The organism is Acinetobacter lwoffii (genome assembly GCF_029024105.1).
GTDB classification, from domain to species: Bacteria; Pseudomonadota; Gammaproteobacteria; order Pseudomonadales; family Moraxellaceae; genus Acinetobacter; species Acinetobacter lwoffii.
In genome coordinates, this window is the sequence record NZ_CP118964.1 from 150,725 (window position 1) to 163,960 (window position 13,236).

The following is a 13,236-nucleotide window of genomic DNA, read 5'->3' on the forward strand; positions in this document are numbered from 1 at the left end:
GAACAGTGTAATGCAAATTGCATTACAAGTCGACTTCGCATAACCTCCATTATGTTAAATGGGTAGTGATTTGGTGGATTTTTCAGACTCTGGTTTGAAAAATCCATTTAAAATTAATTAAGCTGTTGTAATTTTTCATATAAATAATCAATAAATAATCTAACTCTCTTAGGTATATAATTTTTTTTGTAATAGACAGCATGGATTTTTTGCTCATGAATCTTTATTTCATCTTCAAATAAAGCAATTAATTTACCTTCTTTTATATCCTTTAAAATTAAAAATTCAGAGAGACAAGCGATTCCTACGCCTTGTAAAGCAAGTTGACGAACACTTTCGCCATTAGAAGCTGTAATAGATGGTGAAGTTTTATATAGTTGATCATTTATATAAATTGGCCAATTATTTAAATGCAAAGGATGGCTAAATCCTAATAATCTATGTTGATTTAACTCAATAATAGATTTTGGTAAGTTATTTTTTTTGAGATATTCAGCGCTAGCAACGATATACAAACGACTTTTATATAATAATTTTGCATAGAGACTTGAATCTTCTAGATCACCAAATCGTATAGCAACATCTATTTTATGCTCTAATAAATCAATTACATGATCATGACTAGTTAGTTCAATACTGATTTTTGGATATCGTTCTATAAACTCTGGTATTAATGGAATAATTACATGCAATACAAACGGTGTTGCTGAATCTATTTTAATTAAGCCTGTAGGTTCAGTACCTGGATTAATTAACAACTCTTCAGCTTCATTCAAATCAGAAAGTAATTTTCTTGCTCTTTCTAAAAAAATTTTTCCATCATAGGTAAGATTAAGGCTACGGGTTGTACGTTCGATTAATTTAACATTTAATTTTTTTTCGAGGCGTTGTAATGTGCGACTGATAGCAGATGTTGTTTGATTTAATTGTTCTGCTGTTTTCACTATAGAGCCACAATCAGCGATCGTAACAAATACTAAAAGTTCATCAAATGTAGATTTCATATCTAAGTAAATCATTAATAAAAAATCATTTTTAATTATATATTAATTTTAATTATTAACAATTAATCAATAATGTTTTGTTAATAATTGCATTTATGTTGATGGATCTTAAATTTATATTGTACTTCTCTATTCAATTTGGGATGAAGATGAATAATATTTTAATTATCAATGGTGCTAAAACTTTTGCTCATTCTAATGGTGAATTGAATGATACCTTGACAATTTTAGCAGAAGAAGTGTTAACCAAATTAGGTCATAAAGTTAAAGTTACGCGTGCTGATAGTGCTTTTGATCCAAAAGAGGAGGTAAAAAAATATCTTTGGGCTGATGCTATTATTTATCAAATGCCAGGCTGGTGGATGGGTGCACCATGGACAGTAAAAAAATATATTGATGATGTATTTACTGAAGGTCATGGTCATATATACGCTAATGATGGTCGTTCACGTTCGGATACTTCTAAAAAATATGGTTCGGGAGGCTTAATGCATGGCAAAAAATTTATGCTGTCATTAACTTGGAATGCACCTGCTGAAGCATTTACTGATCCAAAACAATTTTTTGAGGGGAGAGGTGTAGATGGGGTTTATTTGCCTTTTCGAAAAGCCAATGAGTTTCTTGGTATGCAAAGCATGTCAACATTTATTGCTCATGACGTCATCAAAGCACCAAACTTACCACAAATAAAAGATGACTATCGCCAACATTTGATCCGTAATTTTTCTGCATCAGTGATATAGAGGTAAATGATGTTAACAATTATTGCTGAAATTAAAGTAAAACCCGGTTCAAAGCATCTGCAACATGTAATCAATTCATTCAAGGAGATCACACCAACAGTGCTTGAAGAAGATGGTTGTTTTGGCTACGAATTACTTATTAATCATGAGAGTCATGCGTCTTATCAGGCGCCATTGAAAAATACAGTCGTTATGTTGGAAAAATGGAAAAGTATCAAACATTTAGATGCCCACCTTGCAACCGTACATATGCAAGAACATCACTTTAAGATAAAAGATGATGTGCTTGGTGTTGATATCCGAATTTTAGAGAATGGATTTTAATCAAATTATTATATTCATTTATGAGTTTCTCTAAAATTAACATAATACACGTTATAGGAATCTAAAAATGGGAGCCTTTGGCTCCCATTTTTACTATATTTTTTAAAGCTTTAGGCGTGTTGTACTGTGAGTTTTAAGCCTAAAGCATTTACTACACGATTAATTGTATCAAAACGTGGTGCTGAATCATGACGTAGGGCTTTGTAGAGTGCCTCACGCCCAATCCCTGCTTCTTTAGCGATTTGAGTCATGCCACGAGCTTTAGCAATAACACCAAGTGCATGAGCTAATTCAGCTGGATCATTCTCTTCAAGAACCATATTGAGATAAATCACAATGTCTTCTTCAGTTTTGAGTGACTCAGCCATATCAAAACTTGGTAAATCAGCTACTTTAACCATTTTAATCCTCCAACGTTTTCGATAGTTTGACTGCACGATCGATGTCTTGTTGTTGAGTTGATTTATCTCCACCACCAAGCATTACAATCACAACGTCACCATGTTGGATGTAATACATCCTCCATCCAGAACCGAAGAATTCTCTCATTTCCCAAACGCCATCTTGGAGAGGTTTAATGTCTCCCCAGTTTCCACGTTGAACCTTATCTAATCGACGATTCAGGCGGATACGGGTCATATTGTCTTTAATGCCATCCAACCATTCATCAAATTCTGGCAGACGTTTAATTTCAATCATGAGGATTCCTTCTCTTCTCACTATATTGTATTCGATCGAATACAATATGCAAGTAATCTATATGAACATCCATTAATTTCGTATAACAGCCATTATGTTAAATGGGGCGGATTATTCTCATTAATGATCCCAAAAGCTTTTCTCCATGCCTGAGGGCTGGTGCCATATTTTTCACGGAAATTCTTTCTAAATGACACAGTATTATTAAAACCTGAAAGCTCGGTTATCTTTTCGATAGACAAGTTTGTCGCTTCTAAAAGTTCACAACTTAATCTGATTCTTTCAGTATTCAGCCAATCGACTAAGGTCATACCTGTCGCTTTCTTAAAGTGCCGTGTGAACGTCCTGCGTGTCATATGTGTCCGTTCAGCGAGGCTTTCAATATTATGTTGTAAGGCTAAATTCTTTCTTAAAAAATCAAGTAATAGGTTAATTTGTGCATCTTGGCTCGATTCTGCGACTGGCTGTTCAATAAACTGAGTTTGCCCACCTTCACGGTGAGGCGGGATCACCATTACTCTAGCAACTTTATTCGCAATTCGTGCATTATAGATTTCACGTACCAAGTACAAGCAGCAGTCTAACGCTGCGCCTGTTCCAGCAGAGGTTACGATCCTTTGGTCTTCTACATACAGGGCGTCATTATCAAGTTGAACCTGTGGAAATCGTTCACTAAAATCCTGTTCAGCCATCCAGTGCGTAGCTGCTTTTTTATGGTCAAGCAGCCCTGCATATGCCAATGCATAAGTTCCGTAGCATAACCCTACAATTCTAATTCCAGCTTGATATGCACAATTTAGGGCATCGATAAGTACTTTTTCAGGTTTGTAATTAAAATCATCCCATCCAGGAATAATAATAAGATCCAATTGTTTAATAAGTTCGATCCCCCCATCAGGGATAATCATCATAGACTGTTCTGTTTTTACGGGTTGGCCATCTATAGAAAAAATTCTCAGATCAAATAAGCGTTTATCTTCAATCTTGATATTGAAAATGATATGGGGGATAGAGAAGTGAAATGGATTTATATTGGGATATACGAACAATCCAATCACTGGTATAGCCATTCAATCTACCTCTCTAAAATAATAAATATAGCATGTTGTCCCAATAGTTTCGATGATTGTCCTTAAGGACAATTTTATTGCTTAATTTTTCCTATCATGATTCGAGTATGACTAAATGATTGGATCTGGAACATGAATAAAATTTTAAGTAGCTCTGTTATCGCACTCTCTCTGGCAATGGTTTCAGTCCATTTATATGCGAATGATAAGGTGGTTCAGCGAGATACTTCTAAAGTTACGCATATACAAGAAATTCGCAATGCAACGATTAAAGTAACCTATGCTGATACGACTTTTTTAATTGACCCAATGTTTGCTAAAAAAGGATTCTATGAAGGTTTTCCTGATACTCATCGTAGCTATTTACGGAACCCATTAGTCGATTTGCCTATCAAGCCCGAAACGATTTTAGAAGGTGTAGATGCGGTAATCGTGACCCATACCCATCTAGATCATTGGGATGATGCAGCACAAGCGACTATTCCGAAAAACATGCCGTTGTTTGTACAGAATAAAGAAGACCAGAAAATCATTCAGTCACAAGGCTTCAAAGATGTTCGTGTATTAACTCAAGCGACCTTTGAAGGGATTAAGCTCACTAAAACTGGTGGTCAACACGGTACTGATGCCATGTACCGTATTCCTAAGCTTAAAGCTGGATTAGGTGAAGCAATGGGTGTGGTATTTGAAGCTGCTGGCCATGAAACTGTTTATGTGGCAGGAGATACCATCTGGCGTTCTGAAGTTGATCAAGCGATTCAAACATTTAAACCTGATGTGATTGTCTTGAATACAGGTAACGCCTTGGTTGATGGCTCTAAAGAATCCATTATTATGGGCAAAGAAGATACTTATCATGCAACTCAGAAAGCACCAAATGCTAAAGTGGTTGCTGTTCACATGGATGCAATTAACCACATGTCGGTAACACGTGCTGAGCTTGCAGATTACGTAAAGGACAAAGGAATCCAAGATAAGGTTTTAATTCCTATCGATGGTGAAACGCTTTCTTTCTAAAGTGACTTAAAGAAGTGGAAGCATTCCACTTCTTTAAAACATAAGTAGAACAAAACAAATATTAGTTAAGTAAAGGAATAGGTATGTCAAAATCAGCTTTATTAGTTATCGACTTACAAAATGAATATCTACCTACAGGTAAATTACCATTGGTAAATATTGAACAAGCTGCTGCTAATGCAGTGAAAGTAATTACGAAAGCACGTCAAGACGGTACTCAAGTGATTCATGTGCAACATATTGCTGATGCTGAATCTCCTATATTTGAACCTAGCTCAAATAGTATTGAATTTCAGGACACAGTTAAGCCGCAAGAAGATGAAGCTGTAATCATTAAAAATCACATCAATGCGTTCTTAAATACGAATCTCAAAGAAATTTTAGATAGCAATCAAGTGACTGAGTTAGTCGTGATTGGTGCTATGACGCATATGTGTGTTGATGCTGCTGTTCGTGCTGCTTCTGATTTTGGTTATAAGGTAAAAGTGATACATGATGCTTGTGCAACACTAGACTTGGAATTTAATGGCGTTAAAGTACCTGCTGGTCATGTCCATGCAACATTAATGGCCGCTTTTGAATTTGCATATGCTCAAGTAATATCAACTGAAGATTATGTTAGCTAAAGACTAAGATTTCCTAAAATTAACATAATACACGTTATATGAAGTTAAAAAAGGGAGCTTTAAGCTCCCTTTTTTACTAGTTTTTTTTAAATTGCTAAGCGTAAATTCAGCGCTTTTACCACTTTAATAACAGTATCAAAGCTTGGATTTACATCGCCAGAAAGTGCTTTATAAAGACTTTCTCGGCCTAAACCTGTGTCTCTTGATAATTGAGCCATTCCTTTAGCTTTAGCAATATTCCCTAAAGCTTTTGCAATGAATGCCGCATCACCATTAGATTCATCTATACAGGCTTGTAGGTAAGCTTGCATATCTTCTTCTGTTTTAAGATGTTCAGCACTGTCCCATTTACGAAGTTTGATAGCCATTTACAGCTCCTCCTCTAAATCTTGTGCTAGTTGTAGGGCAAGTTTTATATCTTTACTTTGCGTAGACTTGTCTCCGCCTGCTAAAAGAATAACGACCCTTTGCCCTTGCTTACAGTAATAGATCCTGTAGCCAGGTCCAAAGAAGAAACGTAATTCAGAGACACCTTCACCGACTGGTTCAGTATCTCCAAAGTTTCCATCTTCAACCGGCACTGTTGCAAATAGGCTGACATGATAAGCTAAATATCTTATTTATTTCGAGATACAGCAGATGAATCCCTTCCATGGTCGGCACTTTCAAGGTGAAATCATTCTTTGGGCTGTTCGTTGGTATTGTAAATATGGCATCAGCTATCGTGAACTTCAAGAAATGCTCGCTGAACGAGGTGTGAATGTTGACCACACCACAATTTATCGTTGGGTTCAGCGTTATGCTCCAGAAATGGAAAAACACTTACGCTGGTATTGGTGTAATCCTACAGATTTACATTCATGGCATATGGATGAGACTTATATCAAAGTGAAGGGGCGATGGACTTACCTGTATCGTGCAGTTGATCAACGTGGTCATACGATTGACTTTTACCTTTCCGCTAGACGGAACAGTAAATCAGCCTATTGTTTTTTAGGAAAGATCTTCAATACGGTGAAAAAATGGCAAATTCCACGGGTCATCAATACAGATAAAGCAGCGACCTATGGCCATGCTTTATCACGGTTAAAGCGAGAAGGAAAATGTCCAGTAGATATTGAGCACAGGCAGATTAAGTATAAAAATAATGTCATTGAATGTGATCATGGTAAGTTAAAGCGGATCATCAGGGCCACATTAGGATTCAAATCTATGAAGACGGCTTATGCCACAATTAAAGGTATTGAAGTCATGCGTGCACTACGTAAAGGACAAGCATCGTCATTTTATTATGGTCAGCCTCAAGGTGAAGTGTGTCTAATCAACAGGGTTTTCGGTCTCTAAGCACTTTTAAAAAGGAACTTCATCGACTCAAATCTCTATTTGCAACAGTGCCGTTTGGTGGAAACCAAGATGCATTGCATCAAATTATTAGGCGATAAATTAATGGCAAGAAGCTTTCCTAGTCAGGTGAATGAAATTCATGCACGTGTAGCAGTCCTCAACAGATTTACGGAATTAGGTCGACCACTTACCCAAGTTACGCCTTAAATTTGGCTCAATTAGGGGCGCTTTGCATTTCAAATCTTTGTGTAACAAAGCCGCTGTACATTGACTCTTGATATTTTTTCCTGGTAAGCGCAAAGTCTTACAAAGTCTTGCAAGGATTTCCTTGGCCGGAACCGCAAAGCGACGCGATTGGAGAGGGCGAAATGAAAGCGCACCTACAGGTGATTTTCACGCTCGATCCCGATCAACGGCTGACGCGGGGCAGCGCGTTTTTCTCAAAAAACAAAAAGAGATGAGGCACCGTGATCGTCGGTGCCTCGTCAGATCAATCTTTACAGGAGCATCATCATGGACAGAAAACAATGCCAGGTCTGCAGCCAACCCGCCACCGTGCGGGTGGAAGCCAATCTCAACGGTCGTCACAGCACCATGCTGTTGTGTGACGACCATTACCGTCAACTGGTGCGCCAGCAAAAGCGCACCGTCTCGCCGCTGGAAGCCTTGTTCGGCTCGCGCAGCGGCCTGTTCGAGGACTTCCTCGGCAGTGACTTCTTCCGCATCGGCGACGACGCGACGCCGATGGCCGCCGATACCGATGACGTGGTCGATGCCTCGTTCGGCGAGCCCGCCGCCGCAGGTTCGGGTGCGCCGCGCCGTCGCGGCAGTGGGCTCGCCAGCCGTATCAGCGAACAGTCCGAGGCCCTATTGCAGGAGGCCGCCCGACACGCTGCCGAATTTGGCCGCGCCGAGGTGGATACCGAACACCTGCTGCTGGCGCTATCCGACAGCGATGTGGTGAAGACCATCCTGGGGCAGTTCAAGATCAAGGTCGATGACCTCAAGCAACAGATCGAATCCGAAGCCAAGCGCGGCGAGAAGCCGTTCGAGGGCGAGATCGGCGTGTCGCCCCGGGTCAAGGACGCGCTCAGCCGTGCTTTCGTGGCCTCCAATGAACTCGGCCACTCTTATGTCGGGCCGGAGCATTTCCTGATCGGGCTCGCCGAGGAAGGCGAAGGTTTGGCGGCCAACCTGCTACGCCGTTACGGTCTCACGCCGCAAGCGCTGCGCCAGCAGGTAAGCAAGGTGGTCGGCAAAGGGGCCGAGGATGGCCGCGCCGAGACGCCGACCAACACGCCCGAGCTGGATAAATACTCGCGCGACCTCACCAAGATGGCGCGCGAGGGCAAACTCGATCCAGTCATCGGCCGTGCGCAGGAGATCGAGACCACCATCGAGGTGCTGGCCCGGCGCAAGAAAAACAACCCGGTGTTGATCGGTGAGCCTGGCGTCGGCAAGACCGCCATTGTCGAAGGGCTGGCGCAGCGCATGGTCGCCGGCGAAGTGCCCGAGACGCTGCGCGACAAGCGCCTGGTCGAACTCAACATCAACGCCATGGTGGCAGGCGCCAAGTACCGCGGCGAGTTCGAGGAGCGCGTGCAGAAGGTGCTCAAGGAAGTGACCGAGCACCAGGGCGAGATGATTCTCTTCATCGACGAGGTGCACACCATCGTCGGTGCCGGCCAGGGTGGCGGCGAAGGCGGGCTGGACGTGGCCAACGTGTTCAAGCCGATGATGGCGCGCGGCGAACTGAACCTGATCGGCGCCACCACGCTCAACGAGTATCAGAAGTACATCGAGAAGGATGCCGCGCTGGAGCGTCGCTTCCAGCCGGTGATGGTGCCCGAGCCGACGGTAGCGCAGACCATGATGATCCTGCGCGGCCTGCGCGACACCTTCGAGGCGCACCACAAGGTCAGCATCACCGAGGATGCGATCATCGCCGCCGCCGAGTTGTCGGACCGCTACATCACCGCGCGCTTTTTGCCTGACAAGGCCATCGACCTGCTTGACCAGGCGGCCGCACGCGTGAAGCTGTCAGCCACGGCCCGCCCGGTGGCGGTGCAAGAGCTGGAGTCCGAACTGCACCAGCTGCGGCGTGAGCAGGACTATATGGCCTCGCGCAAGCAGTACGACAAGGCCTCCGAGCTGGGCAAGCGCATCGAGGCCAAGGAGACTGAACTCAAGAAGCTCGTCGAGGAATGGGAACGCGAGCGCGCCTCGGGCAGCGCCGAAGTCAAGGCCGAGCATGTCGCACAGATCGTCTCGCGCCTGACCGGCATTCCGGTCAACGAGCTGACGGTGGAAGAACGCGAGAAGCTGCTGCATCTGGAGCAGCGGCTGCACGAGCGCCTGGTGGGTCAGGATGAAGCAGTGCGCGCGGTGGCCGATGCCGTGCGGCTGTCGCGGGCGGGCCTGCGCGAGGGCAGCAAGCCGGTGGCGACGTTCCTGTTCCTCGGGCCGACCGGCGTGGGCAAGACCGAGCTCGCCAAGGCGCTGGCCGAGTCCATCTATGGCGATGAAGGTGCGCTGCTGCGCATCGACATGTCCGAGTACGGGGAACGCCATACCGTGGCACGCCTGGTGGGCGCGCCTCCGGGTTATGTGGGCTATGACGAGGGTGGCCAGCTCACCGAGAAGGTGCGTCGCAAGCCTTACAGCGTGTTGCTGCTGGACGAGATCGAGAAGGCGCACCCCGACGTCTACAACATCCTGCTGCAGGTGTTCGACGACGGGCGCCTCACCGACGGCAAAGGCCGGGTGGTGGATTTCACCAATACCATCATCATCGCCACCTCGAACTTGGGCTCGGACATCATCCAGCGTCGGCTGAAGGCCCGTAGCGCCGCCGGCGAGGAGTATGAGAAGACCAAGTCCGAGGTGATGGACGTGCTGCGCGGACACTTCCGCCCCGAGTTCATCAACCGCATCGACGAGATCATCGTCTTCCATGCGCTGGGCAAGGAGGAGATCCGCCATATCGTCGGCCTGCAGCTCGATCGTGTGGCCCGCAACGCCGCCAGCCAGGGCGTGACGCTGACCTTCGATCAGACCTTGATCGATCACTTCGCGGAGGAAGGCTACAAGCCCGAGTTCGGCGCGCGTGAGCTCAAGCGGCTGATCCGCAGCGAGCTGGAGACGGCACTGGCGCGCGAGATGCTGGGTGGCGGTATCGGCAAGGGCGATCACGCCAGCGCCCGCTGGGATGACAAGGCCGAACGGGTGGTCTTCGAGCGCCAGGAGCCACCCGCGAAGCCGGCCGAGCCTGAGAAGCCCGATGCCGCGAACGTGGCTGAGGCGCCGCCGAGCGACGCGAGCAAGCCTGCGCGCAAGAAGAAGTCAGCGGGCGGCGAATCTTGAGCGATGGGGGCTGTCGTGTCCGACCCCAACGGGCTGACATGGGCAGCCACCCTCGTGCCGCTGGCGGTCACTATCCCCACAGCGGGGCACGCGGTCATCTTCTTTGAGGTGATGAAGGGGCTGACTGCTCTGTCGGTCAGTCTCGCGATGTTCGCATTCAGCCCCAATAGATTCGCCTATTTTCACTATCACATACGAGGTATATCACCATGAATGAGCAAACACCGAATCCCAATGCGACGAACGAAGGAATAAACGAACAGGCTGCGGTAAGCAGCCTTCCTGTCAGTCCAGAGGCCAAGCCTGAAGTCGTCACGGAGGTACAGCCTGAGGTTCAGAAGGAAACGGACTCGCAGGCGGCAGACAAACGTAAACAAGTCCTCGATGAGGCCGTCTCGGCCTTGTCGCTGACCAAATCAGCGCTGGCCGCACTTGACGGCAAGGACACTGCACGCGCATTAGCATCGCTGGCCGAAGTGACGGGAAAGCTGGAGCTGATCGTTGCGCGCGAACCCACGCTTGCCCTGGCCCCCGTTGATGTGCGCACCATCGTGCACGACTTGTTCGCCAACACGGAAATCATTGAGGCGATGACCGACGAGGCGCTGGATGCCCTCAAACATGGCGAGGTGCAACAGGCACGTCACGTGCTGGCTTTGCTGGCCAGTGAAATCGTGATCACGGTCACCAACATCCCTCTGGCGTCCTATCCCGCAGTCGTGAAGTCAGTCGTGCCGCTGATCGATCAGGGCAAGATTGAAGAAGCCAAAGCCGCGCTGCAGGCAGCGCTCAGCACGCTGGTCGAGGAGCGCAGCGTGCTTCCGCTGCCCGTCCTGCGTGCGAAGCTGCTCCTGCAGCGCGCCGAGACCTTGGTAGAAGATGGTCAGCGCAGCGAAGCGTCCAATGAGCGCCTGGAGACATTATTGAACGAAGCCCGGCAGCAGTTGGAAATGGCAGAACTGCTGGGCTATGGAAAGAAGAAGGACTTTGAGCCCCTGTATGCTGAACTCAAGAAAGTCAAGCAAAAGACGGCTGGGGGAGGCGGCGGAAAAGGCTGGCTCGATGAAATCAAGGCAAAGCTGTCCAAGTTGTTCTGAAACCGCTGGATAGGGCGTAAGAGGGGCGCGTCGCGCCCCTCTCTTGGCTCAGGAATGTTTGCTTTTTCACCCCATTAGATCTTTGGGAGATATAGCATGAATATAGACACTATCACCGATTCCAGTGCGGATGAGCCCACCAAAACACTGTGTTCATTGACCGAAAATTGGTGGATTTTTGCGTTGCGCGGCGTCTTGGCATTGATTTTTGCAGCCCTCGCGTTCTGGATACCACAATCGGCTCTGTTGGCCATGACCATCATGTTCGGCGCATTTTCCTTGGTCAATGGCGCGTTCAACTTGTTTGCAGCGGTGCGCCATATCCAGAAAAAAGAGCGCTGGGGCTGGCTGCTGTTCAGCGGCATTGTCGGCATACTTACGGGCGTCGTCGTCCTGGTTGCTCCTTGGGTCGCCACGATAGTCTTGGCTTCTTTTTTATGGGCTAGCGTGGGCTTCTGGGCGATTTTCACCGGTGTGCTGGAGATATCCGCCGCCGTTCGGCTGCGTCGGGAAATCAAGGGTGAAATCTGGCTTGCCCTCAGTGGACTGCTCTCGATTATACTTGGCGCTATCGTCTTGTGGATATTTTTTACCCGTCCGGTCGAGTCATTCGTGGCCGCAGGCTGGCTGTTGGGTTTCCATGCGGCAGTCTATGGCGTCACGCTTTTGTTCTTTAGTTGGAGTCTTCGCAAAACGCGCCTGGGGTAAGAGCGTGCCAAACCAAAATCTATATCTATGGATATGAGCATCCTCGATTCATACCTCCATAGAAATGACATCAAAGGAGTCATACATGCAGATGCAATATAGCTATCGAGCTGTCGACAAAGAGTTTCATGAACCATGGCAGAGAGCTTTGGGAAATGCGGTCGAGCGCGACCTCAAGCCATTGCTCGACAAACACACTAAAGATTCAGTGCGACTTCGAATCGTCCTTGATCGCGACAAGACCAAGCGGCAATTTCTGGCCAGTGGCTATATGCACCTGCCCGGCAGAAAGATTGTCAGCGTTACTGCATCACATGACGAGCTGACGCCCCTCGCGCAGATGCTCGCACAGTCGTTGTTCCGTCAGGCCAAGAAGCATTTTGACCGGCTGCATGCTCAGGACCAAATCAAGCGCAAAGCACGACGCAAGCGCTTGCGCGAGCTCAAGGTGCGAATTGCCGCAAAACCCGCGTCAGCCGCCCATGAGGCCAACGTGACCCGAATGCCTCTACTGTCGAAACTTGAGGCTGTCGCAAGGCGTGAGCTGGCTTATCTGCGGGCCGTCGGCGATTTACCGCGCGATTATCCGACGCTGCGCGACGTGGTGGATGAAGCGATTGTCCAAGCTGAGGTGGAATGGCAATCCGTGCCGGAAGAAAAAGCGGCTTACTTCGGTCTTCTGAAACATCTGTTCGCCGTCCTGGATCACGAAGTGGCAAACAGCCGGCAATTTGGCGAATTCGTTTCTCTGGACGCGCCGGTCGAACCGGATGCCCAGGACGTCGCCGAGGCCATGGTGGAAGAGGAAGTCTTCGAATTTTATCAGCCCGATGACACACTCAGGCTTGCCGATATCATCGCTGACAGTCAGCATCCCGATGCCGCAACGATCGCGGAACAGGAGGAGCTAGTTGATCGGTCGAGCGAGTTCGCTTTCGCATTCGACCTGCTGAAGGACATGCCGCGTTTGTGGCGGCGCATTTTTCTGCTTATCCGTGTGGACGGGCTGGATGCCAGCAGCGTCTCTGAGATCCTGCTGATTCCTAGTAAGGAAGATACTGTCCAAAGGTGGCTCATGCAGGCCGAAGCGTTCATCGCTGCTCATTTGGAAGAGGCCGGAGTAAGCAAAGACGGGAACGATTGGCTCCAAGGCGTTGATTGGTCGGCATTGTCTGTGACCCGAAGCGCGGCAGCCTCACTGTGGTCCAAGGAGGCGAACCATGAAGAATGATCTTCACCTC

The 13,236-nt window shown here is 47.2% G+C and carries 14 protein-coding genes and 2 pseudogenes; 10 read left to right on the top strand and 6 right to left on the bottom strand.

Going from position 1 to position 13,236, the window contains the following annotated elements; translation table 11 throughout:
• Positions 1-113: 113 nt before the first annotated feature.
• Complete coding sequence (locus tag PYW33_RS16020; protein ID WP_035334907.1) at positions 114-1,004, bottom strand: LysR family transcriptional regulator; 891 nt, start codon at positions 1,002-1,004, stop codon at positions 114-116.
• Between the two features lie 149 nt (positions 1,005-1,153).
• Here PYW33_RS16020 and PYW33_RS16025 point away from each other — a divergent pair, with 149 nt between their 5' ends.
• Both PYW33_RS16025 and PYW33_RS16030 read left to right on the top strand, forming a co-directional pair.
• The gene (locus PYW33_RS16025) at positions 1,154-1,747 is read left to right on the top strand and encodes an NAD(P)H-dependent oxidoreductase (RefSeq protein WP_004647752.1); all 594 of its coding nucleotides are present in this window, start codon (positions 1,154-1,156) and stop codon (positions 1,745-1,747) included.
• Positions 1,748-1,756: 9 nt separating this feature from the next.
• Positions 1,757-2,071, top strand: coding sequence for a putative quinol monooxygenase (locus PYW33_RS16030; protein WP_004647751.1), 315 nt, complete (start codon positions 1,757-1,759; stop codon positions 2,069-2,071).
• A gap of 110 nt (positions 2,072-2,181) precedes the next feature.
• Here the strand turns inward: PYW33_RS16030 and PYW33_RS16035 are convergent, their stop codons facing one another.
• The 3 genes from PYW33_RS16035 to PYW33_RS16045 form a co-directional block, all read right to left on the bottom strand.
• Entirely contained in the window at positions 2,182-2,472 is a 291-nt protein-coding gene (locus tag PYW33_RS16035; protein ID WP_004647750.1) for an addiction module antidote protein, read from the bottom strand.
• Between the two features lies 1 nt (position 2,473).
• Positions 2,474-2,770: a type II toxin-antitoxin system RelE/ParE family toxin gene (locus tag PYW33_RS16040; RefSeq protein ID WP_004647749.1), complete on the bottom strand. Its 297-nt coding sequence runs from the start codon at positions 2,768-2,770 to the stop codon at positions 2,474-2,476.
• 92 nt (positions 2,771-2,862) lie between these two features.
• Positions 2,863-3,840: a GlxA family transcriptional regulator gene (locus PYW33_RS16045; protein WP_016807245.1), complete on the bottom strand. Its 978-nt coding sequence runs from the start codon at positions 3,838-3,840 to the stop codon at positions 2,863-2,865.
• A 132-nt stretch (positions 3,841-3,972) separates the two neighbouring features.
• On the opposite strand from PYW33_RS16045, the gene PYW33_RS16050 reads away from it, so the two are divergent.
• Together PYW33_RS16050 and PYW33_RS16055 are read left to right on the top strand one after the other, a co-directional pair.
• Positions 3,973-4,857, top strand: a complete 885-nt coding sequence (locus tag PYW33_RS16050) for an MBL fold metallo-hydrolase (RefSeq protein WP_023278701.1) — start codon at positions 3,973-3,975, stop codon at positions 4,855-4,857.
• A gap of 83 nt (positions 4,858-4,940) precedes the next feature.
• On the top strand, positions 4,941-5,483 hold the full coding sequence (locus PYW33_RS16055) for a cysteine hydrolase family protein (RefSeq protein WP_016807230.1): 543 nt from the start codon (positions 4,941-4,943) through the stop codon (positions 5,481-5,483).
• Between the two features lie 86 nt (positions 5,484-5,569).
• Here PYW33_RS16055 and PYW33_RS16060 read toward each other — a convergent pair whose 3' ends face one another.
• Positions 5,570-5,851, bottom strand: coding sequence for an addiction module antidote protein (locus tag PYW33_RS16060; protein ID WP_000985610.1), 282 nt, complete (start codon positions 5,849-5,851; stop codon positions 5,570-5,572).
• A pseudogene (locus tag PYW33_RS16065) lies at positions 5,852-6,058 on the bottom strand (type II toxin-antitoxin system RelE/ParE family toxin); the annotation flags it as partial.
• Positions 6,059-6,122: 64 nt separating this feature from the next.
• Here PYW33_RS16065 and PYW33_RS16070 point away from each other — a divergent pair.
• The 6 genes and pseudogenes from PYW33_RS16070 (at position 6,123) to PYW33_RS16095 (ending at position 13,226) form a co-directional block, all read left to right on the top strand.
• The gene (locus PYW33_RS16070; RefSeq protein WP_023278702.1) at positions 6,123-6,827 is read left to right on the top strand and encodes an IS6-like element IS1008 family transposase; all 705 of its coding nucleotides are present in this window, start codon (positions 6,123-6,125) and stop codon (positions 6,825-6,827) included.
• Between the two features lie 54 nt (positions 6,828-6,881).
• Positions 6,882-7,034, top strand: a pseudogene (locus PYW33_RS16075) (IS5/IS1182 family transposase); the annotation flags it as partial.
• Between the two features lie 306 nt (positions 7,035-7,340).
• Complete coding sequence (gene clpK / locus PYW33_RS16080; protein ID WP_004733155.1) at positions 7,341-10,190, top strand: heat shock survival AAA family ATPase ClpK; 2,850 nt, start codon at positions 7,341-7,343, stop codon at positions 10,188-10,190.
• 209 nt (positions 10,191-10,399) lie between these two features.
• Positions 10,400-11,287 (top strand): heat resistance protein YfdX2, encoded by an 888-nt coding sequence (gene yfdX2 / locus PYW33_RS16085; RefSeq protein ID WP_004637119.1) that lies wholly within the window; start codon positions 10,400-10,402, stop codon positions 11,285-11,287.
• A 96-nt stretch (positions 11,288-11,383) separates the two neighbouring features.
• Positions 11,384-11,995 (top strand): heat resistance membrane protein HdeD-GI, encoded by a 612-nt coding sequence (hdeD-GI, locus tag PYW33_RS16090; RefSeq protein ID WP_004637118.1) that lies wholly within the window; start codon positions 11,384-11,386, stop codon positions 11,993-11,995.
• A gap of 85 nt (positions 11,996-12,080) precedes the next feature.
• Positions 12,081-13,226, top strand: coding sequence for a hypothetical protein (locus PYW33_RS16095; protein ID WP_004637117.1), 1,146 nt, complete (start codon positions 12,081-12,083; stop codon positions 13,224-13,226).
• Positions 13,227-13,236: the final 10 nt, after the last annotated feature.